29 protein-coding genes and 1 tRNA gene are annotated in these 22,472 nt (G+C 63.7%); 2 read left to right on the forward strand and 28 right to left on the reverse strand.

Annotated elements, in window-relative coordinates:
* Positions 1-517: 517 nt before the first annotated feature.
* The 21 genes from CCUG20998_RS17915 to CCUG20998_RS18020 all read right to left on the reverse strand — a co-directional run bounded on the left by CCUG20998_RS17915 (position 518) and on the right by CCUG20998_RS18020 (position 11,050).
* Positions 518-877: a hypothetical protein gene (locus CCUG20998_RS17915; protein ID WP_103653888.1), complete on the reverse strand. Its 360-nt coding sequence runs from the start codon at positions 875-877 to the stop codon at positions 518-520.
* Entirely contained in the window at positions 870-1,919 is a 1,050-nt protein-coding gene (locus tag CCUG20998_RS17920) for a DUF5131 family protein (protein WP_406682425.1), read from the reverse strand. Before CCUG20998_RS17920 ends, CCUG20998_RS17915 begins: the two co-directional genes overlap by 8 nt.
* The gene (locus tag CCUG20998_RS17925; protein ID WP_103653890.1) at positions 1,885-2,190 is read right to left on the reverse strand and encodes a hypothetical protein; all 306 of its coding nucleotides are present in this window, start codon (positions 2,188-2,190) and stop codon (positions 1,885-1,887) included. Before CCUG20998_RS17925 ends, CCUG20998_RS17920 begins: the two co-directional genes overlap by 35 nt.
* Positions 2,191-2,193: 3 nt before the next feature.
* Entirely contained in the window at positions 2,194-2,628 is a 435-nt protein-coding gene (locus CCUG20998_RS17930) for a hypothetical protein (protein ID WP_103653891.1), read from the reverse strand.
* 143 nt (positions 2,629-2,771) lie between these two features.
* Entirely contained in the window at positions 2,772-3,830 is a 1,059-nt protein-coding gene (gene recT / locus CCUG20998_RS17935; RefSeq protein ID WP_240642816.1) for a recombination protein RecT, read from the reverse strand.
* Between the two features lie 10 nt (positions 3,831-3,840).
* Positions 3,841-4,698: a PD-(D/E)XK nuclease-like domain-containing protein gene (locus CCUG20998_RS17940; protein ID WP_103653892.1), complete on the reverse strand. Its 858-nt coding sequence runs from the start codon at positions 4,696-4,698 to the stop codon at positions 3,841-3,843.
* Positions 4,695-4,826, reverse strand: coding sequence for a hypothetical protein (locus CCUG20998_RS28985; protein ID WP_258036767.1), 132 nt, complete (start codon positions 4,824-4,826; stop codon positions 4,695-4,697). Before CCUG20998_RS28985 ends, CCUG20998_RS17940 begins: the two co-directional genes overlap by 4 nt.
* A 297-nt stretch (positions 4,827-5,123) precedes the next feature.
* Positions 5,124-5,438 (reverse strand): hypothetical protein, encoded by a 315-nt coding sequence (locus CCUG20998_RS17950; protein WP_103653894.1) that lies wholly within the window; start codon positions 5,436-5,438, stop codon positions 5,124-5,126.
* The gene (locus CCUG20998_RS17955; protein WP_103653895.1) at positions 5,435-5,758 is read right to left on the reverse strand and encodes a hypothetical protein; all 324 of its coding nucleotides are present in this window, start codon (positions 5,756-5,758) and stop codon (positions 5,435-5,437) included. The genes CCUG20998_RS17950 and CCUG20998_RS17955 overlap by 4 nt, the downstream gene beginning before the upstream one ends.
* Positions 5,755-6,363: a 3'-5' exonuclease gene (locus CCUG20998_RS17960; protein ID WP_103653896.1), complete on the reverse strand. Its 609-nt coding sequence runs from the start codon at positions 6,361-6,363 to the stop codon at positions 5,755-5,757. Before CCUG20998_RS17960 ends, CCUG20998_RS17955 begins: the two co-directional genes overlap by 4 nt.
* The gene (locus CCUG20998_RS17965; RefSeq protein WP_103653897.1) at positions 6,345-6,710 is read right to left on the reverse strand and encodes a hypothetical protein; all 366 of its coding nucleotides are present in this window, start codon (positions 6,708-6,710) and stop codon (positions 6,345-6,347) included. The genes CCUG20998_RS17960 and CCUG20998_RS17965 overlap by 19 nt, the downstream gene beginning before the upstream one ends.
* 106 nt (positions 6,711-6,816) lie before the next feature.
* Entirely contained in the window at positions 6,817-7,074 is a 258-nt protein-coding gene (locus CCUG20998_RS17970) for a glutaredoxin domain-containing protein (protein WP_240642817.1), read from the reverse strand.
* Positions 7,071-7,304 carry a hypothetical protein gene (locus CCUG20998_RS17975; protein ID WP_103653898.1) on the reverse strand — a complete coding sequence of 78 codons (234 nt, stop codon included), beginning with the start codon at positions 7,302-7,304 and terminating at the stop codon, positions 7,071-7,073. Before CCUG20998_RS17975 ends, CCUG20998_RS17970 begins: the two co-directional genes overlap by 4 nt.
* On the reverse strand, positions 7,301-8,143 hold the full coding sequence (locus CCUG20998_RS17980; RefSeq protein ID WP_103653899.1) for a pentapeptide repeat-containing protein: 843 nt from the start codon (positions 8,141-8,143) through the stop codon (positions 7,301-7,303). The genes CCUG20998_RS17975 and CCUG20998_RS17980 overlap by 4 nt, the downstream gene beginning before the upstream one ends.
* Entirely contained in the window at positions 8,140-8,424 is a 285-nt protein-coding gene (locus CCUG20998_RS17985) for a hypothetical protein (protein WP_103653900.1), read from the reverse strand. Before CCUG20998_RS17985 ends, CCUG20998_RS17980 begins: the two co-directional genes overlap by 4 nt.
* Positions 8,421-8,729, reverse strand: coding sequence for a hypothetical protein (locus tag CCUG20998_RS17990; RefSeq protein ID WP_103653901.1), 309 nt, complete (start codon positions 8,727-8,729; stop codon positions 8,421-8,423). The genes CCUG20998_RS17985 and CCUG20998_RS17990 overlap by 4 nt, the downstream gene beginning before the upstream one ends.
* A 14-nt stretch (positions 8,730-8,743) precedes the next feature.
* The gene (locus CCUG20998_RS17995; RefSeq protein ID WP_142399650.1) at positions 8,744-8,998 is read right to left on the reverse strand and encodes a hypothetical protein; all 255 of its coding nucleotides are present in this window, start codon (positions 8,996-8,998) and stop codon (positions 8,744-8,746) included.
* 80 nt (positions 8,999-9,078) lie between these two features.
* Positions 9,079-9,936 carry a phage antirepressor KilAC domain-containing protein gene (locus CCUG20998_RS18000; protein ID WP_240642818.1) on the reverse strand — a complete coding sequence of 286 codons (858 nt, stop codon included), beginning with the start codon at positions 9,934-9,936 and terminating at the stop codon, positions 9,079-9,081.
* Entirely contained in the window at positions 9,933-10,220 is a 288-nt protein-coding gene (locus tag CCUG20998_RS18005; RefSeq protein WP_103653903.1) for a hypothetical protein, read from the reverse strand. The genes CCUG20998_RS18000 and CCUG20998_RS18005 overlap by 4 nt, the downstream gene beginning before the upstream one ends.
* Positions 10,217-10,465 (reverse strand): helix-turn-helix domain-containing protein, encoded by a 249-nt coding sequence (locus CCUG20998_RS28990; RefSeq protein WP_103653904.1) that lies wholly within the window; start codon positions 10,463-10,465, stop codon positions 10,217-10,219. The genes CCUG20998_RS18005 and CCUG20998_RS28990 overlap by 4 nt, the downstream gene beginning before the upstream one ends.
* Before the next feature lie 512 nt (positions 10,466-10,977).
* A tRNA-Asn gene (locus CCUG20998_RS18020) sits at positions 10,978-11,050 on the reverse strand.
* A 205-nt stretch (positions 11,051-11,255) separates the two neighbouring features.
* Between CCUG20998_RS18020 and CCUG20998_RS18025 the strand changes: the two genes are divergently transcribed.
* Positions 11,256-11,501 carry a hypothetical protein gene (locus CCUG20998_RS18025; RefSeq protein ID WP_020730346.1) on the forward strand — a complete coding sequence of 82 codons (246 nt, stop codon included), beginning with the start codon at positions 11,256-11,258 and terminating at the stop codon, positions 11,499-11,501.
* 14 nt (positions 11,502-11,515) lie between these two features.
* Here CCUG20998_RS18025 and dnaG read toward each other — a convergent pair whose 3' ends face one another.
* Together dnaG and CCUG20998_RS18035 are read right to left on the reverse strand one after the other, a co-directional pair.
* Complete coding sequence (gene dnaG, locus CCUG20998_RS18030; protein WP_020730345.1) at positions 11,516-13,486, reverse strand: DNA primase; 1,971 nt, start codon at positions 13,484-13,486, stop codon at positions 11,516-11,518.
* Between the two features lie 41 nt (positions 13,487-13,527).
* Positions 13,528-14,805, reverse strand: a complete 1,278-nt coding sequence (locus CCUG20998_RS18035; RefSeq protein WP_020725914.1) for a deoxyguanosinetriphosphate triphosphohydrolase — start codon at positions 14,803-14,805, stop codon at positions 13,528-13,530.
* Positions 14,806-14,948: 143 nt separating this feature from the next.
* Between CCUG20998_RS18035 and CCUG20998_RS18040 the strand changes: the two genes are divergently transcribed.
* Positions 14,949-16,937 carry a TPM domain-containing protein gene (locus tag CCUG20998_RS18040; protein ID WP_036456270.1) on the forward strand — a complete coding sequence of 663 codons (1,989 nt, stop codon included), beginning with the start codon at positions 14,949-14,951 and terminating at the stop codon, positions 16,935-16,937.
* A 208-nt stretch (positions 16,938-17,145) separates the two neighbouring features.
* On the opposite strand, the gene CCUG20998_RS18045 is transcribed toward CCUG20998_RS18040, so the two are convergent.
* The 5 genes from CCUG20998_RS18045 to CCUG20998_RS18065 all read right to left on the reverse strand — a co-directional run bounded on the left by CCUG20998_RS18045 (position 17,146) and on the right by CCUG20998_RS18065 (position 22,013).
* Positions 17,146-17,430 carry a WXG100 family type VII secretion target gene (locus tag CCUG20998_RS18045; RefSeq protein ID WP_011740938.1) on the reverse strand — a complete coding sequence of 95 codons (285 nt, stop codon included), beginning with the start codon at positions 17,428-17,430 and terminating at the stop codon, positions 17,146-17,148.
* Positions 17,431-17,492: 62 nt separating this feature from the next.
* The gene (gene esxM, locus CCUG20998_RS18050; RefSeq protein ID WP_011739602.1) at positions 17,493-17,789 is read right to left on the reverse strand and encodes a type VII secretion system effector EsxM; all 297 of its coding nucleotides are present in this window, start codon (positions 17,787-17,789) and stop codon (positions 17,493-17,495) included.
* A 132-nt stretch (positions 17,790-17,921) separates the two neighbouring features.
* Positions 17,922-18,239 carry a hypothetical protein gene (locus tag CCUG20998_RS18055; RefSeq protein WP_012395276.1) on the reverse strand — a complete coding sequence of 106 codons (318 nt, stop codon included), beginning with the start codon at positions 18,237-18,239 and terminating at the stop codon, positions 17,922-17,924.
* A 286-nt stretch (positions 18,240-18,525) separates the two neighbouring features.
* A complete protein-coding gene (locus tag CCUG20998_RS18060) occupies positions 18,526-20,052 on the reverse strand; it encodes a phospholipase C (RefSeq protein WP_099052653.1) in 1,527 nt (508 codons plus the stop codon).
* A gap of 422 nt (positions 20,053-20,474) precedes the next feature.
* Positions 20,475-22,013 (reverse strand): phospholipase C, encoded by a 1,539-nt coding sequence (locus tag CCUG20998_RS18065; protein WP_036450222.1) that lies wholly within the window; start codon positions 22,011-22,013, stop codon positions 20,475-20,477.
* Between the last annotated feature and the right edge of the window lie 459 nt (positions 22,014-22,472).

The following is a 22,472-nucleotide window of genomic DNA, read 5'->3' on the forward strand; positions in this document are numbered from 1 at the left end:
TCACCTGCGGGAGTTGCCACTTGACCACCGGTCCAGGCGGATACTGGATCTAGTCCGTCACGGGCACGCCAAGCTCCCATGCAACCGTCATTCCAATCGTTTGGAATTAGCGTTCGTCGTGGAAGTTCCACGATCACGGTGCGGCGACCACATCCTTCGGGACGGTGCGGAGTGTGATCACGCCCATCTCCATCGCAATCGCTGCACGGATCATAGGCGCCGCTAGCTGTACCGGGTCCACATCCGCTACCAGCACAGCGCCCGCAACTGTCGGGTTGCTCGAAATGTTCACAGTCGTCACACCAGACGGGGCAATTGACATGATCACGCGCCGTGTCAGCGAAGTGGCGGAGGCTGTCGAGTAGGTCGCCATCCGCGATTTCGACTAATCCGAGTGCTTCGGTTATTTTCCGGCGGAATAGTCGTGTGGCTTTCAGCTCGGCGACAAGTTGGCGGTGAAGAGCATCGCCGTTTCCATGCTCGATCGCGTACTCGGCGCGGGCGATGAGGTCATCAGTCATAGTTCAGCCCTTCCAATTCGCTCGATCAGCTCACGGTGTTCCTTATTGCACATAGGGCAGACGATCCCTGTCGTCGGCCATTCGATCGCCGCCAGTTCTTCCGCGGTCGCGCCGTGGGCCCGTGCCGCCCCATACAGTGCGGTGCACCTTGCCTGCAGCTCCCTGATCTCGTTATGCAGGGTGATCTGTGCCCATATCTGAGTAGTCCTGCGATGTTCCTCGGCGTTGCGGCGCAGCGCTTCGGCGACTCGTTGCCGTTCCTGTGCTTGGCGGTAGGACTTTTCGCGGAGCACGACGTATCCGCTCGCCTCTAGGTGGGTTTTGGCGATTTCGATGTCTCGGTCGGGGTTAAGCATGGTCGATTACCTCTGGGTAGTCGTTGTGTTCCCGCCCGTCGAGTAGGCGGCCGGCTTTCTTGCCAACGCGCCACATGGGCGCTTGCTCGCATAAGCAACCACCGCCGTGGATTTTGGCGCTCACATATGTCTGTGGGCTCTGTTCAGCACCAACAGGCGGGTACGGGCTCCACTCGCCCCATTGTTTGAAGTGAAACGCCACACCCGCCGCCTGGCATTGGTCGCGGATCGAGCGGAACCAGTCGGGGTGTGCGGGCCGGGCTCCGGGGCCGGACTCACCGCCGGTAACCACCCAGTCAACGCCGATTTGGTCGCCGTAGTCATACTCGGCTGGACCCCAGGGGCCATCTACCTGCGTTCGAACGCCGGTACGCACGATGGCCGGGCCGGGATTTTCGAAGCCGCCGAATAAGTCGATCGGACCCAGTAGCGGCTCAAGCGAGACGCCTCGCACCACGAACGGGGTATCTAGCAGCAATGGAATACGCTTCCCTGCCCAGCCTTGATTCTCGGCGGTGACCATCCCCCACACGTTCGGCAGGTAGTGGTGTTGCAGGCCGTGATCAGGCCACCACTGGGCTCGCGAAGGACGCTTGCCCATCAGTATTGACCCGAAATCGGTTACCGCTTCCCAGAATCTGTCGCTATTGAGTAGCGAGTGCATGCGGGCGGCCCGCTTGGTCAACACCTGGAAGGTATGCGCGGCGCAACTCTGCATGGTGGCGAACACGTGCGCGATGTACTCGTCGGGTACCTCGTCGTGGAACAAGTCGGCCAGCGAGCACACGAACACCTTGCGGGGTTTTCGCCAGTGCAGCGGTATCTCTAGGCGTTCGGGGTGTAGCTGGACCCCGGTAGTCGATCCTACGCCGTCACCGTCAAACCGCCTGTGCGCCATGCGGAGCGGCGGGGTGCGTTCGATGTAGCAGTGGTCGCATCCGGGACTGATGCGGGTGCATCCGGATACCGGGTTCCATGTGACGTCGGCCCACGAGATTGCGGTGTGGTCAGCCATGGCCCCCGCCAACTTTCGGACGCTCATCCTTCCGGTCCCACTGCAGTTCCTCGACACGCTCACGAAGCTGCTCACACTCGGTGGTGAGTTCCTGTAGCCGCGTGTGAAGTTCGGAGTTCTCGTCGAGAATTCGTTGGCTGTCGGAGTCGGCGCCGCGGTGCTGCGCGAGCGTGGCGTGCGCCTGGGCGCGGGCGATGAACGTTTGCGTCACGCGCAATCCGGGGTCCATCTCGCCAACCTGGGCGAGTAACCGCTCGGCCTCGGCGTAATGCCAACCCGGGGAACGAGCCGAGCCCATCTTTTAGTCCGGCGTCCCGTTGTGGCTGAACTCCGGATCGAACTCGTTGAGCGCGTCAACGTCCGGCTCGATCTCGCCCGTCTCGTCGTCCGGTATGTTGCCATCGCGGTCGATCATCGCGGGGTCGTCGTCGTCCGGTGGCGGGTCAGACTCGGGTGCGGGCATATAGGGCTCCGCGGTGACCTTGGCGGCAACGAAGCTCATCACGCGATAGTGGGCGATCCCACCGTCGGCCAGCAGTGTGCGCCCATCGTCCTTGCATCGCATGGTTATTTCCATCTTGACGCACTCGCCGATCTCGGGAGGCTTGTCCATCACCAGCATGTCTTTGCCGGACATTCGAATGGTGGCCGGCGCCGGCCCGAGGATGTCGTCGGGAATGTCGTCGAGGGCGTTGGAGCTGGGTAGCCCTTCTGGCTTGTCGCTGATGATTGTCATTCGAATACTCCTATTCGGTTGGACTGTTTAGTGGTTTTGGGTTGGGCGGCCGGCCCGCGCAGGTCAGGACTCGCCGAGGTCAAGGGTCATGGCCCCGCCTTGGCGGATGACAGATTCTCCGCTTTGACGCGGGCCGGCCGGGCTCATTGCTGCGCGTCCTGCGCCTGGGCCGATTCCTGGTTAAACGCGTCGATAATCACCTGTGCCTGGTCCTCCGAAAGGTCCTTCTCGGCCTTAATGTCCGCACTGGTCATCGTGCGGATGTAGTCGAACCAATCGGAGTCGTCGTCGTATTTCTCGGCCTGGCGAATGTTTTTGAGTTTGGTGATCTGCTGACGGGTAGCCATCTTCACCTCGGCCTGATCGCTCGGCGGCGCGGCGGACCCCGAGGTTGGCTCGTCGGCAACCTCGCCGTCGATATAGTCGGGCTCGTCGTCGATCACGCCAGGGCTGACGTCAACGCGCACACCGCCGTCATGGGTCATAGCGCGCTGGATCTCGGTGGACTTCGGTAGCAACTTCATCAGTTGGCGGATTGTCGTCTTGTGCGCCATCCCCTCGAACTGGTCCAGCCATGGCCCGACCACCTCGTGCTGCTTGTTCCGCGCAGTGGCGTACCGGTCGCGGTGGGTCTCCATGTCCGCCAGCGTCATTGGGTCAGTCATCGAGTATCCGCCGTTAGTTGTGCGGCCGACCGCGTAGAACAGCCGATATTCACCCCGCGGACCATCGAGATAGGGCCGATGAATAAATCGGTCTTCGTGAGCGCCGTACTCGATCTCGATGTGGTCGTTGGTGTAGACCGTTCGGGCGTGCAGCGATGCAATCTTGTCGGTGCGGTAGGCCAGCTCGACATAGCCCTGATACCCGATGATGAGCTGGGCCTTGCGACAGCCTGCGCGGCTGTCCCAGAATGGCACTAGATATGCCTGCCCAAGGACTCCAACGCCGGGGCGTAGGCCGAGCTGCGCGCAGGTCATCACAGACCCGAGTACCGATTGGTGTTCACACTCGGCCAGTTTCGGGTTGATTCGCAGGCAGGTGAACACGTCGCGGATGAGTTGGACGGCCTCGAAGCCCTGCGGCATGGCACGCTGGAAATGCTTTTCCATCTGCTGAATTTCCGAGCGTAGATCGTTGCCGGCTTTCGCGACGGTGCGGTTTTGCGCGACGGGCCTGTAATCGTCTTTCATGGTGGTCATTTGAGTCCTTTCAGTCGAGATCGGCGTAGCTGTTGGTTCGGAATGCATACGGCGGGGGCGAGCATGGCTGTATCCCTAGTGGATAACCAGGCCACACTCCGGCCTTGGTGCACTGGCGGAATATCCCGATAGCGCGCGTCATGTCGTCGCGGGCGCCCCGGTAGTAGTCAGCGTCGAGCTCAAGGAGATTGACCAGATACGGTGGGGCCAGCTCCTGTACGACGAACACCACCACGGGGTCATCGCGCCCCAGCGACCGTGCGGCCGCGACCGAGAAGGCGAACTGCAAGTAATAGCCAAAGTCATAAGCCTTGCGGCTGAACGTCGCCCGATCCGCCTTCTCTCCAGTGGTCTTGAAGTCGATAATCCATAACCGATCCCGCTCTGTCATGCAGTCTGGTCGTGACCGAATTGGCTGACCGGTAAGAGGGTCCGTGCCGTACAGCCAGCGCTCGGCGTCGCCTTCACTAAATAGCAGGCCCGCCTCTGGGTGCTCGTACACAACGCGCGCCATCTCGGTCGCGGTGTCGATCTGGTGTTGCAGCGCTGGGATCATGTCATCCGCGTAGGCCTTGTCGCGGATGGCTTGCGCAGCCTTGGTGTTGTAGTTCGCATACCGGATAAACTCGCCCGTCTTCGGGTCGGGGCCGACGATGGGGGCTATCTCCTCCCCGGCGCCGAGCACGATCCGGTGCACCAGCTTACCCATGTCGAACTTCGGCTCCGGCCTTCTTGGGTGGCTTCGCTCGTAGTCGAACCGTGCTGGGCCGGCGGGCTGCAGTAGCTTCTTCGCCCCATTTGGAGAAAGCCGCTCCGGCGCTGGCCGATAGGCGAAATCGTATATACCGTCTGGTATTTCGTCGCTCATAGCCGCGTCCCGTCGGCCGACATCGTGTCGGCGTGGGTCTCGGGATCGTCAAACGGCGCCCACTCCCACTCGGTCATGGCCGATCGCGCGTACTGCCACTCGGTTAGCTCGTGCTCGTAGGCACTCACGCTGCACCCCACTGAACCAGCCGCTGGGGCCCGCGCCCGACGTGAGCGGCCGCGAATGGCTCGCCACTCATCGGGCAGACCTCGCGGCCAACCGAGTCCCAATGGCCCTCGATGTTGTCACCGGCACTAGGCTGGACGGGTCGCCAGCAGACTGGGCAGTAGCGGCGGCGCCTCACGATTCCCCCTCGTGCGGGTGGTATCTCATCCAGAGTTCAACCGCCTCATGACTGGACAGCCAACGGCTACACAGACATTCGGGACAGTGGGCAAGATAGAGCGCGGCGGCCGTAGTGGTGCTCATGCGACCATCACCGCCCGCACGTGATCCTTGGCCCGCTGTAGCAGCTCCCGCGCCTCGCTGATCGTCGCCTGATCGTTGTAGTCCTCGATGCGACCGAAGCGCCGCGGCAGAGCTAGCCTCGTGGCATCCAGTGCCCCATCGCGAATGCGCGACGTTGGGCTAGTGGTGGTGATCGCCGCGACGATGCACAGGCACGGCCAGTTGCAGATCCATTCGAATGCCGTGCCCTTGGGTAACTCAGGTTGCCTGCCCAGGAACTCTCGGGCCAGCGACAGCGCTTGTAGCACGTCGGCCGCGATGCTCTCGCTCACACCAGCCTCCCGGTGGTTGTGGTGGCGCGCGGTTCGATGGTGTCTACGAATCGTTCAAGTAGTGGTATGTGCCAGGGGCATTGGTCGATGACGGCGTTGGCGACGATGCCGCCGACCGTGTAGAGGTCGAGTCCGGTTGTGGTGGCGGTGTTGTCGATGGTCTTGATGAGTCCGCCGAATGTGGGGCTGTGGTCGAGGGTTTGGCAGATGGCGGCGGCTTGTGTCGTGTAGTCGGTGGCCGGGTTGGCGTGGGCTCGGCTGATGGTGAGGGTGGCGGCGGCGAGCACGCTGAGGGTGGCAAGTAAGGTGGGGCGGATCATTTCACCGTCTCCATCGTGTCGGCGTAATGCTGGGTCAGGATGCGGAAGCATTCGGCGGTGGCCTGCGCGTCGCCGAGTGCGGTGTGTTCCGCGTGGTTGGTGACGCCGAGCTGGGCGCAGATATCGGCCAGGCCAACAAGCTCATTGGGCGCCAGGTGTAGTGCCGGTCCGGCGTAGGCGGCGAGGTCGGCTAGGCGGTGATGCCACGGGCGGGGAATGGACAATGAACTGCACAGAGCGCCTTTAACTGCGGAAAAGCCTGCTGTGACCATCTGGGAGTCGAACGCCGGGTTACATCCGGCAAAAGTGTTGCCGGATAGCATGTCCCATAGAGTGCAGTAGTCCGCATGCGTTGGCGGCCATGCGTGTTGACGCCGTTTGTAAAGCCCGCGTTCGTAGTAGCGGTTGATCGCGAGCGCTTCATCGTCTGCGTTATCAAACGTGCCCTCCGGCACTTTCGGGACGAAATACAGGTACTCGCCGGTGTCGACGTTGACGGCCGCCACCTCGATCGGCAAATGCACACCTGGGCTCAGTCCGGTGGTCTCCACGTCCACGACAATCAGTTGCCTGGAAGGCTTCTCGGTTACACTGGTTTCTGCCATTGCGGACCTTTCTCCTTGGTTGTCGTTGGCCTCGGCTGCGGGACACGGCCGAGGTCGCTTATTTCCATTGATTTGGCGACGGCACGGAAGCGGTCTGCGAGATCTAGCCAGAAGTTTTTGTCGCCACTCTGCGTTGACCACAGCCGCGCCGCCATCGAGGCTGTGAGGACGTCTTTATGCGTGAGCCCGAGGTGCCCCGCGCCGGAGAACGCAGCAGAGTCCGGCGCGGGGCTTTCCGCGGCTGCAGCAGGCGGGTTTGTGGTGATGCCCGGCGCGGCGAAAACCAAGGTAGACAGCAGGTTTCGGATGTCTTCGACGAGCGCGGTGAGATGGTCGAGGTCGCTCATGCTTCACCACCGACGTAGTCGTGGACCTGATCAACCCAGAACTCGGGGTCGCAATTCAACCAGTTGAACCTGGCAAGACAGTCGAATAGTTGTTCACACCAGAAGCTCACGCGACCACCGCCAGCGCGTCGATCTTGTCGGGCCGGAACCCGGACCAATATCGCTCACCGGTGCTGGTCTCGGCCAGCACCACCGGCAATGAGGTCAGACCCAGGTAGGCGATCGCCTCGCCGATGTTCGGGTCATCATCGATGTCGACCTCGCTGAACGCAATCCCGCGCCGGCTCAGGCGGCGTTTCGTCGCCTCGCACGCCATGCACTTGGGGTGATTGCGGGTATAGACGGTGACGATTGGGGTGATCACAGGCCCGTCTCCTTGTCCCGCCGCGCCCAGGTGCGCGAACGTTCATCCCTTATCCGCCGGTCTCGCAGGAGTTCCAGATGCCCGATCAACGCCACCCAGACCACGGCCAACACGCCCACCCCGATGTCGATGTAGGCGTCCGATTCATTGCCGGAGACGAACGCCGACACCGCGTCAATCGCGAACCCGAACGCACACAGCAGCAAAACCAGACGGGCAGCGATACTCATAGGTGGGCCTCCGCTTCGGCTCGTGTGATGTAGAAGTGGATGCCGGATGCGCATTCGTTCCAACGGTTTTCGTCGAAGGGTTTAGTGGGGCGAACCGTTTCGCCGACCCAATACTTAAAGTTGTAATCCCGTGTGCTTATTGCCGATTGGCAAGGCTGTCCGTCAGCATCGAATATCGCTAGCACCTCGGCAGTCTCTGCTCGGCATTTACGCCCAGTCGCGTTAGACCGCCTAGCATCACCAGGGATACGCAGCTTGACGATCTTTCCGCCAGCCGCCCTCTTCCACCCGATGACATCACCCTCATCGGGTAGTACTGCCAGCCGAGCGATCACAAGGTCTATTTGTTTCGCGCCGGCCAGGTACGCGTCGGTCAGGTCCGCGCCGGCCAGGTCCGCGCCGGCCAAGTACGCGTCGGCCAGGTACGCGCGGGTCAGGTACGCGCGGGTCAGGTACACGCGGGTCAGGTCCGCGTCGGTCAGGTACGCGTCGGTCAGGTCCGCGCCGGTCAGGTCCGCGCGGTTCAGGTTCGCGCGGGTCAGGTTCGCGCGGGCCAGGTTCGCGCGGGTCAGGTACGCGTCGGTCAGGTCCGCGCCGGTCAGGTCCGCGCGGTTCAGGTTCGCGCGGGTCAGGTTCGCGCGGGCCAGGTTCGCGCGGGTCAGGTCCGCGTCGGTCAGGTCCGCGTCGACCAAGTACGCGTCGGCCAGGTACGCGCGGGTCAGGTACGCGCGGGTCAGGTTCGCGCCGGCTTTGACTGCCTCCTCTACTGCTTGCCGTAAATCCCGCGCATGGGCCGCGGTGTACAGCACGTGGCCTGTCCTCGACTTGATTTCGATCATCGGTTCACCTCTTCGCATTCGCAGCCCCGCCGGTGGACCCACCCCTGTTCACGAATCACCGCCAGCGCCACCGACGCCGGGTGGTAGCAGTCGCTGTCACGCCACACGTGGCGGTCCACCCGGTAGGCGGCCCAGCCGAGCGCGATCGTGTCGATAATCAGGCCAGCGGCCGGCGCCCAGTGGCCGACGCAGGCCAGTGCGCAGGAAACCCCGAGCGTGGTGGCTGCGGCGGCCCCGAGAATGTAGGGCAGGTGGGCGGCGAGACGCGCGAAGGCGGTCATGACAGCGCCCCTAGTTCGTTAATCCGCCCATAGCCCACGGTGATGATCTGCTTCGTCCTGATATCAACCACGCACATTGCCATGTCTCCCACAAACTTTCGCTTGTCATCCGACCCACTCGGCCGACTCGGCATCTTCAATGCCTCCAACACCCACTCAGGCTCAATAAGCCTGGCGGCCATGCGAATCCGCGCGTGATGACACACACTAAACCCGCCAATCGTCAACGCCGGAAGTGTGCAGCCGGAAAAACGCTGCTGCAGCAGCCTCGTGCGCTGCTCGTCAACCGCGCGGCGGTCGACCACCTGCGGCTCTCAATTCAGTAACCCCGCTGCCGCAGAACGCGATTCACCGCGTCTTCGCCAACCGGATCGCAGTACGCGATTACTCGCAGCAAGTCCGGGTCGTTCATCGCCGCCCGACGCCGCTGCGGCTCAAGATCAAGAAACGCATCGAACGAAAGATGCGTACGCCGCAACGCCTTATCGAACCGCCGCACCAACCGGTGCACCTTCTGCGCCGACACCATGCCGTCACCGCGATCAATCAACGCCTTACGAGCAGCGTTGGACACCCGCTCTAGTTGGCTTCCGGCGAGGGCATCACGGCCTGTTGTGGAAACACCGGAGGGGGCGGGGGCTGGCCCGGGGGGGCTCATGTCGTTGCCACCAATGCCAGCGGAGGGCCGCCAGTATGTCCGCCCAGCCGGCGATGGAGTTCGCCGATCCCCTTCGGGGTAATCCGCACCGTAGGTTCGGCATTGACCATCTCGCCGCGGCCCTCGTGCCAGAATGGCTTGCCTACCTTCTCGGCTAGGCGGCCATTGTTGACCTGCGTCTGGTACGCCTTCCAGCGGCCGTCGCGGCGGAATACCCAGCCAAGGCCGGCCATGAAGCGGTACAGCTTGCGCTCGCCGGTGGAGATGGCGGGGTCACGGTTGAGCACCTTCGCGGCGTCGGCTACCGAGTAGTCGCCGGTAGCGTCGGCCAGCTCATTCCAGGCGGCGGCGGGTAGGGCGAGCGCACGTGCGTGGACTTCAGCTTCCTCGCGCGCCCGCTCGGCGGCCTCGGCGCGCTCCGCTTGGTTGGCGGCGGCGCGCAGGGCTTCGGCGTAGGTCTGAGGAATGGCGGGTGCTGCGGCTTGGCGGGTCTCGGCCTCGCGCGTCCGGACGGCGAAGTAGGTCTGCGCAGCGGCGACCTCTAGCTTGCGAGGATCGCCGTTCATTGCGACGAGGTAGCAAGCTAGCCGGGACAGGTGGAAGTCTTCGGCCTCACGCTGGGCGCCGGAGCCGATCGGGACCATTTTGCCGGCGGTGGCAACATGCCTGGCCATGTCATGACCGGCGTTGTGGCCCGAGATTCGGGCTCGCCCGATCGCGTCGGCGAAGCGCCGCCATTGGTCGTAGCCGAGCAGTGGCATCAGGTCTCGGGCCGACCACCATTCGCGGCCCTCGGGCGTTGTGTGGCGGATCGCGTCGAACGGGGTGCTGGCGTGGGTGGGTTCGGCGGTCATCGCGCACCACCTTCGGGGTCGACGGCGAAGGCCGCACGGATGTTGACCGCCCATGACTTGACAGTCAGCTGGTAACCGTCCCAGTAGGCGGTGGTGACCCCATGGCGCTGGGCGTCACCGTGACCTGTCCCGGTCATGCCGCCGGTGCCGCTCGGAGCGTTCGCCCGGCATCGAGAGAGTTCGTCTTGAGACTTACTCACGGCGGCGATGGCCTCGGCGTAGCCGGGGGTGATACCACCGGGTAGGTCAGTTGGCTCGCTGGGACTGCGGCGCGGGGTGGTCATGCGCTGGCCTCGGCGCGCTCAGTCGCGAGTTTCTCGATGTCGGCGCGGGAGAACAGGTATGCGCCATTCTTCCCAGGCAGTTTGTGCACCGGCTTGAGTTCACCGGACGTGACCCACCTAGCGACCGTCACTTGGTTGATCTCAAGGAGGCGTGCGACTTCCGCCGATCCAATGAAGTTAGCGGGGGGCGGTGATTTCGGGCTTCTATTGTGCAATGCCACGTGACACACCATTGCACAGTGCATTGCGCAGCACAAGACCACCGTGGCGTGTCGAGATCATGTCGTGGAGGTTACGAGAGCTAGGTAAATGCACTATGTATTGCACAATGCGTTGCTCTGTGCATATCCTTTGGTCCATGAGTACAAGGCCAGAGCGCATGTGGGTACCTGAGTGGGACTTAGCCGACCGCCTCCGGAAGAGCCTCCGAGAGTCGGAGACCGGTGTTCAAGAAATTGCCGACCACCTCGGGGTTAATCGCAACACCATCAGCACCTGGATCAACGGGCGCGGTCCTGTAAACCCAGACTGCCTACCCAAGTGGGCGGTCTATACGGGATTCCCGCGCGAGTGGATTGAGACGGGCGAAACAGGCGGGGCGCCAACGCCACCGCCGCCCGGTATTCGGCGCCGTCGTGAGTCAGGCCGACGCACTACCAACCTACGGGCTGTGACTGGGACGCTCGCTGATATCGACAGCGATGGGGTTGACGAGGATGCGGCCCATTACGTCGCCCTCGCCGAAGATGTTGCGCGGCTCCCCCGGGAGGACTCGAACCTCCAACCCTTCGGTTAACAGCCGAATGCTCTGCCAATTGAGCTACAGGGGACTAACCGGTCCATGCGAACGGTGGTGCAGATCGCGGGACGACTCTAGCGTACTGGTAGACCTGCGCCCAACTATCAGAGGGACCAGTACCCACCCGATCGTCGTTTTTTCGGTGCCGCGCACCCGACTGGAGGGATCGGGCGAGCGCACCACCGTGCCCGTGAGGCAGGATAGAAGCAACCGCACCGTTAGTCGGAGGGACCGCATTGATCGGGTATGTCGCCCTGCTGGGACTGGGTTACGTGTTGGGCGCGAAGGCCGGGCGCCGCCGTTACGAGCAGATCGCCGGCACCTATCGCGCGCTTACCGGCAGCCCCGCCGCCAAAACGGTGATCGACGCCGGACGCCGCAAGATCGCCAACCGCGTCTCCCCCGATTCCGGGTTCGTCACGTTGACCGAGATCGACGCGCAGACGGTCGTCGTTGAACGCCAACCCAAGGCCGCACCCTGACCTGACGCCCCGTCTCACGCGGTGAGGTCATCGCCGCTGGCCTGTTCCAACAGGCTGCGTCGATAGGCCTCCATGGCGACCAGGTCGCCAAACAGCGCGTGATACTCGTCGCCTTGTTCAATCGGTGACATCCGCTGGAGCTTGGATTTCACCTCGGCGATCTGCCGGCCCATCCAGACCTCCTGCAGCCGGGCCAGGACACCACCGATGTAGCGGGGCAGTTTCTCCTCATCAACCTGGATCGTCTCTACCGTCAATTCACTGATCAGCCCTGAGGTCAACGGTGAAGTGGTCTGTTGGCGCACCATGTCCATCCACTGCGCCCCGGTAACCCCGGTCGCCGTGCCGCCCGCCGCGTCAATGGCTGCTCGCACCGCGGCGTACCCGGGGTGGGTGAAACTCTCGACGGTCAGGGTGTCGAAGACCGGCCCGGCCAGCGCCGGGTACTGCAGCGCCGATTTGAGTGCCTCACGCTGCGGCCACAGCGTCGGATCACGCGGGTCGGGGCGAGCGGCGGCCGGCTCGGCAGAGCCCGTGTCAGTGGACTCGTGAGCGGCGCGACGAGGTGTCTTGGTCGCGGCACCACCCCGGTTCGGTCTGGTGGCGTTCTTCGCTTCGCCACGCACCCGGTCGATGACTTGAGCCACATCGTCCCAACCGACCCAACCGGCCAACTGCCGGGCGTACTCGTCGCGCAGCGTGGGGTCTTTGATCTGACCCACCATCGGTACGCAGCGGCGTAACGCGCCCACCCGGCCCTCGGCGCTCTCCAGGTCCGACTCGGCGAGGGCGGTGCGGATCGCGAACTCGAACAACGGGGTCCGTCGGGCCACTAAGTCACGCAGGGCGGTGTCGCCCGAGGCCAACCGCAGGTCACAAGGGTCCATCCCGTCCGGGGCGACCGCGACAAAGGACTGACCGGCCAAATTCTGTTCACCGTCGAAGGCCTTGAGCGCGGCGGCACGGCCCGCTTCGTCACCGTCGAAGACATAGATCAGCTCGCCCCGAAAGAAGCTGTCGTCCATCATCAGCCGGCGCAGCATCGCCAAGTGCTCGTCGCCGAACGCGGTGCCGCAGGATGCCACAGCCGTGGTGACACCGGCCAGATGCATGGCCATCACGTCGGTGTAGCCCTCGACCACCACGGCCTGATGCCCCCTGGCGATATCGCGCTTGGCCAGGTCGATGCCGAACAGCACCGAGGACTTCTTGTACAACAGCGTCTCGGGGGTGTTGACGTACTTGGCGTCCATCGGGTCGTCATCGAACAACCTCCGCGCCCCGAACCCGATCACCTCACCGGCCGAGGAGCGGATGGGCCACAACAGGCGCCGGTGAAACCGGTCGATCGGGCCACGTCGCCCCTGCCGGGACAACCCGGCCGCCTCCAGTTCCTTGAACTCAAAGCCCTTGCGCTGCAAATGCTTTGTCAAAGAGTCCCACCCCGACGGCGCAAAGCCGCAGCCGAAGTGGCGGGCGGCCGCAGCGTCAAAACTGCGCTCGGTCAGGTACTTGCGGGCCAGTGCCGCCTCGGGGGACTCGAGGGCCTCGGCGTAAAACGCCGCGGCCGCCGCATTGGCGGCAATCAGCCTGCTGCGGCTGCCGCGATCACGCTGCACACTGGTGGCCGCGCCGGTGTAGCTGATCGTGTGACCGATCCGGTCGGCGAGCAGTTCCACCGCCTCGACGAAGCTGACGTGTTCGATCTTCTGCACGAACGCGTACACGTCGCCGCCCTCGCCGCAGCCGAAGCAATGGAAGTGGCCGTGATTGGGCCGCACATGAAACGACGGCGACTTTTCATTGTGAAACGGGCACAGACCCTTGAGTGAGTCGGCGCCGGCGCGTCGGAGCTGGACGTAGTCGCCGACGACATCCTCGATGCGGGCGCCTTCGCGGATGGCGGCGATGTCACGATCAGAAATCCGGGACCGGCCTCCCGAACCGGGACGACCCGCATCTCTAGTACCCGCCGGACCCGACATCGGCTCAGTCTAAAGCGTGCACAGCTACGCCATCAGGCCGCTTACCCGACCCTCCCATCGCCCAGCTGCGCGGCGTCGATACGTTCCAAGCGGCCCTCGGTGTAGGAGGCGATCTGATCGACGACGACCCGCATCCGAGCGCCGTCGTCCCCGGCGGCATTGAACGCCGCGGCAAAGATCGGATCGAGCGTGCGCGGCGCCCCCGCATACAGCAGCTGCGCCACCCGGTGGATTCGTTCGCGTTGCCGGGCCTGAGTCTCGAGATGCCGCGGATCGGACATGATGAACTGCAGCGCCAGTATTTTCAGCACCGCGACCTCGGCTCGCACCAACTCGGGCACGTGCAGATCCGCCTGGTAGCGCACCAGTGGCCCCGGACCGGCCGCGGCACGGGTAGTCGCGATCGCGGCGGACGCGAACCGGCCCACCAGCTCGCTGGTCAACTGCTTCAGCGCGACCGAGGCCGCTAACGTCGCGTCGTACTTGCCTACCGCCGCGACGACGGGAAGCCCCGACAGCCGACCGGCAGCCTCCATCAATTCGTCGGCACTGACCCGCGAGAATTCGCTCTCCCCCAGCTTGGCCAGCGCCGCCGCCTCGTCATGGTCGGCGAGCACCCGCAGATCGATGCGTTCGGAGACGACACCGTCCTCGACGTCGTGCACCGAATAGGCGACATCATCGGCCCAGTCCATCACCTGGGCTTCCAGGCACGGCCGGCGCTGCGGTGCCCCCTGCCGAACCCAAAGCGCTGGTTGCAGATCTTGGTCGTAGAAACCGAACTTGCGCCGCGCGCGGCCACGAGGCCAGGGATATTTGGTGACCGCGTCCAGCGCTGCCCGGGTCAGGTTCAGACCCACGCTAAGGCCGTGTTCATCAAGAACTTTCGGCTCGAGGCTGGTCAGAATGCGGAAGTTTTGCGCGTTTCCCTCAAAGCCACCGCATCCGGTGGCGACTTCGTCCAGTGCCCGTTCACCGTTGTGCCCGTAGGGCGGGTGCCCGATGTCGTGGGCCAGACCCGCCAATTCGACCAGGTCCAAGTCGCAGCCCAGGCCGATCGCCATGCCCCGCCCGATCTGGGCGACTTCCAGTGAGTGGGTCAACCGGGTGCGGGGCGTATCGCCTTCGCGCGGTCCGACGACCTGGGTCTTGTCGGCAAGCCTGCGCAGCGCAGCACAGTGCAACACTCGAGCGCGGTCGCGGGCGAAGTCGGTGCGATGTTGACCTTCGGTGCCCGGCAGACCCGCGGTCTTGGGCGCTTCGACCACGCGCCTTTGGCGGTCGAAGTCGCCATACGGCTCCTGCTGCTTTGTGCTCACCGCCCCACAGTCTGCCAGGCAGATCGCCGCCGGGACCCACGGCCGGCGCTCGCGCCGACACTGTTTGCCTCCGGCGGCGAATCGCCCGGACATGCAAAGCCTTGCTCCGATGAGACTGTGTGCTTGCCAGGCTAAATTAGGCTATGCGCATCCCCCGCCTATTTGGCGTGATCTTGATGATCTTCACCACCGGGCTGCTGTTGGCGCCGCCTTCTGGCGCACAACCGCCATTCCGGCTGGCGAGCTATGTCACCGACAACGCTGACGCGCTCACCAGTTCGGGTCGCGCGAAGGTGACAACCGCCGTCAACCAGCTCTACACCGAGCGACATGTGCGGCTCTGGGTGGTCTACGTCGACGATTTCTCCGGGCAGAACGCCACGAACTGGGCACAGCGCACCATGCAAACCAGCGAGTTGGGTGACTACGACGCGATACTGGCCGTGGCCACCGTCGCCCGCTCCTATGCGTTCCTGGTGCCGTCCACCGTGGACGGGATCACCTCCAGCCAGGTCGAAAGTCTGCGCCGCAACAAGATCGAGCCCAAACTGCGCGACGGCGACTGGGCCGGCGCCGCCGTCGCCGCGGCGGACGGACTCAACAAATCGCCACGCCCGTCCGGCGGAATACCGCTGCTCGTCGTCCTGAGCGTCCTCGCCGTAGCCGTCGCGATCTTCTGGATTGTGATGCGCTACCGCGCAAGCCGGCGGCGCACCAACGCACTGGATGCGGCACGGCGGGTCGACCCCACCGATGCCCGGGCTCTCGCCGCGGTGCCGTTGGACGTCCTCGACGAACTGTCCCGGTCAATGGTGGTCGATGTCGACAACGCCGTGCGCACCAGTTCCAACGAGCTCGCCGTGGCGATCGACGAGTTCGGCGAACAACGGACCGCGCCGTTTTCCCAGGCGGTAAGCAACGCCAAAGCTGCGCTATCCCAAGCGTTTAGCGTGCGTCAGCAGCTTGACGACAGCACCCCCGAGACACCCGCGCAGCGGCGTGACCTACTAACCCGGGTGATCGTTTCGGCCGCCAACGCCGACCGCGAACTGGAGTCCCAGACCGAGGCCTTCGAAAAGCTGCGTGACTTGGTGATCAACGCGCCGGCCCGGCTGGACCTGCTCACCCAGCGATACGTCGAACTCACCACCCGCATTGCCCCGACCGAACAGCGACTGGTCGAGCTGCACGACGAGTTCGGGGCCACCGCGCTGAGTTCGATCTCCGCCAATGTCGCCTCCGCCCACGAACTGCTGGCTTTCGCCGATAGCAACATCAGCTCGGCACGTGAGTTGTCCGCAAAGGCAGTCAGCGGCCAACAGACGGGTCTGGTGGATGCGGTACGTGCCGCCGAGTCCGCGCTCGGTCAGGCTCGTTCGCTGCTCGACGCGGTGGACAGCGCGGCCGGCGACATCGGACATGCGGTTGCCACCATGCCGTCGGTGCTGGCAGACATTCAGGCGGGCATCCAGCACGCCAACGAGCAATTGCAGAAGTCACCGGCCAACAAATCGGCCTACGCCGCAGAGCTGATCGCGGCCCGCGATGCGGCCGCTCGGGCCGTCGATAACGCTCGCGTCACCGGCGCCGCGGATCCACTGAGTGCATTTGCCCAGCTCACCACGGCAGACGCCGATCTCGATCGGCTCCTGGCCGCCATCGCCCAGGAGCAGGCAAACGCCGAACACCTCAGACGTTCACTCGAACAGGCACTGTTCACGGCCGAGTCGCGGATACGCGCGGTCTCGGACTACATCGATACCCGTCGCGGCAGTATCGGGCCGGAAGCCAGGACCCGGCTGGCCGAGGCCGGACGTCGACTCGACGCCGCACAGAGCTACCGATCGACCAATCCGACCGAAGCGATAGCCCAGGCCAACGCGGCCTCGACGCTGGCCGCGAACGCGCAGTCGCTGGCCAATTCCGACGTGCAGGCCGCCCAGCGCGCCTACACGCGCCAGGGCGGCAGCAACACCGGCGCAGTCCTTGGCGGCATCATCATCGGCGACCTCCTCAGCGGAGGCATGCGCGGTGGTTTCGGCGGGTGGAGCCCCACCTCGTTCGGCGGCTCATCGGGCTCGTCCGGCGACTCATCCGGCGGCGGCTTCCTGGGCGGCGGCGGGCGGTTCTAGAGCCCACGCCCCCAGCCAACGCAACCGTCTCGACCGTCTCGGCTAGTTGCGGACAACGGGAACAATTGGGCACAGGGAACATCAGGCACAAAAATGTGCACGTCCACGTGCGGGCACCGGGTACCCGTACATGGACGTGCACATTTTCGGTAGGGCGGGCGCACCGGCCAGCGGTGCGCCGCCGCGAACCGAAACTTCTCCAGACCTATCAGGCCCAGCTGGAACCGACGGCGCTGTCCGTTTGCGCCATGTTGTTGCCGGCAGCCTGAACCTTCTGGCCGTGCGAGTTGGCCTGCTCGTAGATCACCTGGAAGTTGCGACCCAACTGGGTGATGAACTCCTGGCAAGCCACCGAACCGGCGCCACCCCAGAAGTCACCGGCGGCCAGCACATCGCGAACGATGGCCTGGTGCTCGGCCTCCAACGAAGCGGCCTGTGCGCGGATGAGGGCGCCGTGGGCGTCGACATCGCCGAACTGGTAGTTAATTGTCATTGAACCTGTTCTCCTTAGCTTGTAAAAGTGTTTGGCTGCAACAGCTTTCGCTGCGGTGGACGTTAGCCGCGGAGGACCTGCTGGGAGGCCTGCTCTTGCTGCTCGTAGTTGTTCGCGTCGCGAACGAGACCGTCACGCACGCCGTGCAGCATGTTGACGATGTTGCGGAAAGCGGTGTTCATCTGACCCATGGTGTCCAGCGAGGTTGCCGAAGCCATACCGCTCCAGCCCGCGCCGGCGATGTTCTGCGAGGACGCCCACATCTTGCGGGCCTCGTCCTCGACCGTCTGGGCGTGCATTTCGAAACGGCCCGCCATGTCCCGCATAGCGTGCGGGTCGGTCATAAAGCGTGTTGCCATCTTGCCTGTCTCCTAATTCTCTCGACTCAGTTACCTGGGACTACTCATGCAGATTGATTGTTGGTATTGCCGACTGCGGGATCCCCAAGCCGCCAATCAATCGTGAAGGAATGACTGTCTTCCCCCTCTCTCTCAACCGGCCGCCGGCGAATTCGGTATCACGCTGCTGGTACGGGGCATCTCGAAATGAGGTTCGGCATTTGCTGCCTCCCACTCCCTCCATTCCGCCCACTCGTCCCACTCGTCGGTACCGGCAGCTGCCGCATCCACGTTTTCTTCGACCACGGCCTCGGCGCCTTCTTCAGGCTCCGGTGCCCAATGGTCGTAGTCATCCGGCGGAACGGCCGTACCCCAGCTGAGCGGAACCGACAAGCCGCAGAGCAGCCCCGACTCACCCCGTTTAGCCGCCACAGCATCAGGTGGCAAGGGCGGACCAAGAGGCAATAGCACGCTGTCCCCTTCCAGTGCCGATCTCAAGACCCCAACTCTCAATGGCGAAATACAAACCACCAAGCACCCGCATCGTAAGCCAATATCGCGGGCCATATGCCCCGATTGATCGAATTTTCTGGGGGCCCAGACGGACACCGCTCGATGTGCGACTTGCACAGCGAACGGCTCACGACGGTCCGGCCGACACCGGCTCGACCTGCCCCTCGACCAGCGCCGCGTGGGCCCCATGCCGCCCGGCTGCGATGGCGGTGGGCTCCCTTTGGCATAGGCAGCTATTCAGCGACTAACAGATGCCGCTGGGGACGCCACGCACCGGTCCGGACTCCTGTGTGGGCGTCGTCTGGGGATAAGGCACCCGATACGGAAGCCCTTCGTTGAGAAATCCCAACACCGCATTCGGTACGCAGTTGATCAGCTTCGGCAGTTGTTTGGCCGGATGGTCGAGGTTGGGCGGCGAGGGGTTGGGCGGGACAGCGAAATTGAATGCAGAAGTCATGTCCCCGGTCACGCTGGCCCGCCATGGGGTCAGGTTGGGAACCGGCACCCCGAATCGCTTGCCGATCAGCTGCAGCTGCGAAGTGTGGTCGAACCGCTCGTGAGCCAGCAGTCCGCCGCGGCTGTAGGGAGAAATGACAAAGCAAGGCACTCGATAGCCCAGGCCAATCGGCCCGCGGATACCGCCGGACCCGTCGACCGTGTTGATGTCGACCGTTGGGGGGATCCATTCACCAGGCGTACCCTCCGGCGGCGTCGGCGGCGTCACGTGGTCGAAGAAGCCGCCGTGTTCGTCGTAGGCGATGATCAGCGCGGTCTTCTCCCACACGGCCGGGTTTCGCAGCAAGGCCCGGATCAGGTTGACGATGGTGACCGCACCGACCGCGACCGGGAACGAGGGATGCTCGGACTCGACGGTCAGGGGGACGACCCACGACACCTGCGGCAACCGGTTGTTCATGATGTCGAGCACAAAGTCGGCGGGATAACGCGGCGCAATGCCGTAGCGGGCCAGATCCGACCGCGGATCTCCCGCCTGCTTGAAGCTGCCCACATATCCGTTGCGGCTCAGCGATGTGTCGTTGAGCCCGCCGAGCAACTTGCTGTTGTAGACCTTCCAGCTGACACCGGCATCGCTGAGATTCTCTGGCATCAGACGCCAGCTGAATGTCAACTTCGGCTGAATAGTCGGCTCGACGATTTGAGGGCCGCCTTTGTCACCGTCAGGATTGACGGTTCCACTGATCCAGTACAGCCGATTGGGCATTGTCCCGCCCAACAGCGACGAGTGGTACTGGTCGCATATCGTGAAGGTGTCGGCCAGCAGGTAATGGATGGGTATGTCCGGGCGTGCGTAATAACCCATTACCACCGGCGTATTGGCTTGCGACCGCGTCCTGGCCTGCGCGGCCAACCAGCCGTCGTTGCCGCCCCCATTCCAAGACAGGTGGGCGGCGATCCACTGGTGATCGGGATCGTTGACGCACTCGCCAACTCCGTTGGGACCCCGGGTCGTATCGATGCGATAGGGCACCGTGGTACCGGCCGGATCGACCGATTGTGTCCGCGGGTCCCAACCCTTCTGCTGAAACAACGACGTTGGGGTGTCGAACCCGTCCACACTCGAGAGCGAGCCGAAATAGTGGTCAAAAGACCGGTTTTCCTGAAGACACAACACGATGTGCTCAATATCGGTCAGATGTCCGGAGCACGGACCGGCCGCATAAGCCTTTTCAATCACCGGAGCGGCCCAGTCTGTGAGAAAAGCGCCGGCGCCAACCCCGGTGGCCTTAGCCATAAATTCTCGACGTGACATTCCGGCGAACGCGTCTCGGCTCACCATGCGCACTCCTTCGCGTGTCGTGGGTCACCTTATGTTGAGGACGCACACAGGCGACAAATGCCGACCGGCGTGTCATCCGGGGATTGTTGCCATGTCCAATAGCGCGCGTATGCGTGAACCGGGCCCAACCGTTGCATGGCGCCGCAATCTTGCGCGCGTGTTATCCCCGCCGCCGCTGTGGAAATGACGGGTTCTCGCGCATCGGCCCTGCCGCACAAGCATTTTCAGACATCGGACCGACCGATGACGCGACTGCGCCGGTAGCGGCCAATTCCATTGCCCGCCAATCGAATCCACAGAACTTCGCCGGATCACGCCGGCCAGGGCGGACCCGCGGCGCACCATCAGGACGCGCCGGGTGTCGTCGGTACCGCGATCGCCTCAGTGCGCTCTGGTCACACACACAATCCGCTGGGAATCCCACGCACCGGGGTGCTTTCCTGGCCGGGCATCGACTGGGGATAGGGCACTCGATATGGGATGGCCGGGAAAGTTCCATCCGAGGTTCCCAGCACCACGTTCGGGATACATTGCGGGAGTTTTGGCACCGCCGCCAGAAGCGGATGACTCAAATTGGGCCGCGACGGATTTGGCGGGGTTGCGAAGTTGAACGTTGAGGTCATGTCGCCGACCACGCCATCTCGCCACGCGGTCAGGTTGGGCACTGGCACGTCGAATCGCTTGCTGATCAACTTCAGCTGCGAGGTGTGATCGAAGATGTCATGGACCATCAAGCCCCCGCGGCTGAACGGCGACACAACAATGCAGGGCACTCGGAAGCCCAGCCCCAGCGGTCCGCGGATTCCGCCCGACCCCGGGACTGAATTGATGTCCGGCACCGTTACCCATTCCCCGGGCGTCCCGGGGGGCGCCGTCGGCGGGGTCACGTGATCGAAAAAGCCACCATTCTCGTCATAACTGATGATCAAGGCCGTCTTCTCCCACACCGCGGGATTGGACAGCAGGATCCGCAGCGCCGTCACCATGGCCACAGCGCCCAACGCGACCGGAAGCGCGGGGTGTTCGGACTGCAGGAAGTTCGGCACCAACCAAGAAACCTTCGGCAGTCTGTTGGCCTTGACGTCGGCGGCGAAGTCCACCGGGTAGCCCGGCGCGATGCCGTACCTGGCCAGGTTCGACCGCGGATCACCGGACTGCTTGAAGGCCTGGACCAGGCCATTGTTGCTGATCGGGGTATTGATGAAGCGCCCCGCGTCTTTGTTCTGGTAGACCTTCCAACTCACGCCGGCGTCCTCGAGGTTCTCCGGCATGATGCGCCAGCTGTATTGATGCAGCGGCAGAAAGCCGGGTTCGACGAGTTGGGGCCCTCCGTTGGTGCCAGCCGGGTCATTCCAGGCGCTCATCCAGTACAGCCTGTTGGGCAAAGTGCCGGTCAACAGCGAGCAGTGGTAGCCGTCGCAGATTGTGAACGTATCGGCCAGCAAATGGTGGATCGGTATGTCTTGGCGCGTGTAGTAGCCCATTGTCATCGGGACGTAGGGCCCCGTGCGGGTATTCGCCTGAGCGGGCAACCAGTTGTCGTTGGCGCCGCCGTTCCACGAGAGATGCATTGCGGTCCATTGGTGCTCCGGGTCGTTGACACACTCGCCGTCCAAGAAAGGGCCGCGGGTGGTGTCGAGCCGGAACGGAATGGTGGTCCCTGCTGGGTCCAGCGCCTGCGTCCTGGGGTTCCAACCTTTTTGCTGAAACGCCGGCGATGGGTCGCTGAAACCCCGAATGCTGGAGAGGGTGCCGAAGTAATGGTCAAATGACCGGTTCTCCTGCATCAACAGCACGATGTGCTCGATGTCAGTGAGCTGACCTGAGCACGGCCCGGCACCATATGCCTTTTCGATGACCGGCCCCGCATAGTCCATCAGCAATGCCGCGGCACCAGCGCCCGTCATCTTGGCGATGAACTCCCGGCGCGACATTCCTCGGAACGGGTTGCCGCTCACCTAATCGCCTCCCTGAAAACACTTCAGATCACGGTAGTGTTACGGAGGCGGTCAACAGCGGCAGGCCGACCGGCGTGTCGTTCTGGGTTTTGGTTACCGGCAACTATGTTCGCCGTTCGCTTCGGCAGCACAATGCGGCGTGTTTTGACAGATTTCGGGCAACTCACAGGTCGCCTGAATTGCATTCAAATGCCGTCAAAACCACCGCCGGGGTCGCGCCGTCGATCATCGGCAACCAGCTACCAACAACCGCAAGGCCCGGCGATCCTTCGAAGGATCACGGGGTTGATCCCCCGAGCGCAGGCCGGCGGGCCACGGTGGCATCGGCGCCCGCGGGCCGCTCGACGCAGCGATAGCCACTAACTGCGGAACGACATTTTTTAAAAGGCATCACGACAAAAATTTATCTAGTCTCACATTCCTAATCGATCCCTC

It is taken from the genome of Mycobacterium marinum (assembly GCF_003391395.1).
GTDB classification, from domain to species: Bacteria; Actinomycetota; Actinomycetes; order Mycobacteriales; family Mycobacteriaceae; genus Mycobacterium; species Mycobacterium marinum.

Excerpts from the sequence above, each read along its gene's own strand:
- CCUG20998_RS18060 (WP_099052653.1), bottom strand. The coding sequence starts at position 20,052 with ATGTCACGTCGAGAATTTATGGCTAAGGCCACCGGGGTTGGCGCCGGC.
- dnaG (WP_020730345.1), bottom strand. The coding sequence starts at position 13,486 with ATGTCGGGTCCGGCGGGTACTAGAGATGCGGGTCGTCCCGGTTCGGGA.
- CCUG20998_RS18045 (WP_011740938.1), bottom strand. The coding sequence starts at position 17,430 with ATGACAATTAACTACCAGTTCGGCGATGTCGACGCCCACGGCGCCCTC.
- CCUG20998_RS17955 (WP_103653895.1), bottom strand. The coding sequence starts at position 5,758 with ATGATCCGCCCCACCTTACTTGCCACCCTCAGCGTGCTCGCCGCCGCC.
- CCUG20998_RS18000 (WP_240642818.1), bottom strand. The coding sequence starts at position 9,936 with ATGACCGCCGAACCCACCCACGCCAGCACCCCGTTCGACGCGATCCGC.
- esxM (WP_011739602.1), bottom strand. The coding sequence starts at position 17,789 with ATGGCAACACGCTTTATGACCGACCCGCACGCTATGCGGGACATGGCG.
- CCUG20998_RS17960 (WP_103653896.1), bottom strand. The coding sequence starts at position 6,363 with ATGGCAGAAACCAGTGTAACCGAGAAGCCTTCCAGGCAACTGATTGTC.
- CCUG20998_RS18005 (WP_103653903.1), bottom strand. The coding sequence starts at position 10,220 with ATGACCACCCCGCGCCGCAGTCCCAGCGAGCCAACTGACCTACCCGGT.
- CCUG20998_RS17940 (WP_103653892.1), bottom strand. The coding sequence starts at position 4,698 with ATGAGCGACGAAATACCAGACGGTATATACGATTTCGCCTATCGGCCA.
- CCUG20998_RS17930 (WP_103653891.1), bottom strand. The coding sequence starts at position 2,628 with ATGACAATCATCAGCGACAAGCCAGAAGGGCTACCCAGCTCCAACGCC.
- recT (WP_240642816.1), bottom strand. The coding sequence starts at position 3,830 with ATGACCACCATGAAAGACGATTACAGGCCCGTCGCGCAAAACCGCACC.
- CCUG20998_RS28990 (WP_103653904.1), bottom strand. The coding sequence starts at position 10,465 with ATGCACTGTGCAATGGTGTGTCACGTGGCATTGCACAATAGAAGCCCG.
- CCUG20998_RS17925 (WP_103653890.1), bottom strand. The coding sequence starts at position 2,190 with ATGGGCTCGGCTCGTTCCCCGGGTTGGCATTACGCCGAGGCCGAGCGG.
- CCUG20998_RS17915 (WP_103653888.1), bottom strand. The coding sequence starts at position 877 with ATGCTTAACCCCGACCGAGACATCGAAATCGCCAAAACCCACCTAGAG.
- CCUG20998_RS17980 (WP_103653899.1), bottom strand. The coding sequence starts at position 8,143 with ATGATCGAAATCAAGTCGAGGACAGGCCACGTGCTGTACACCGCGGCC.
- CCUG20998_RS18065 (WP_036450222.1), bottom strand. The coding sequence starts at position 22,013 with ATGTCGCGCCGGGAGTTCATCGCCAAGATGACGGGCGCTGGTGCCGCG.
- CCUG20998_RS17975 (WP_103653898.1), bottom strand. The coding sequence starts at position 7,304 with ATGAGTATCGCTGCCCGTCTGGTTTTGCTGCTGTGTGCGTTCGGGTTC.
- CCUG20998_RS17920 (WP_406682425.1), bottom strand. The coding sequence starts at position 1,919 with ATGAGCGTCCGAAAGTTGGCGGGGGCCATGGCTGACCACACCGCAATC.
- CCUG20998_RS17965 (WP_103653897.1), bottom strand. The coding sequence starts at position 6,710 with ATGAGCGACCTCGACCATCTCACCGCGCTCGTCGAAGACATCCGAAAC.
- CCUG20998_RS18040 (WP_036456270.1), top strand. The coding sequence starts at position 14,949 with ATGCGCATCCCCCGCCTATTTGGCGTGATCTTGATGATCTTCACCACC.
- CCUG20998_RS17985 (WP_103653900.1), bottom strand. The coding sequence starts at position 8,424 with ATGACCGCCTTCGCGCGTCTCGCCGCCCACCTGCCCTACATTCTCGGG.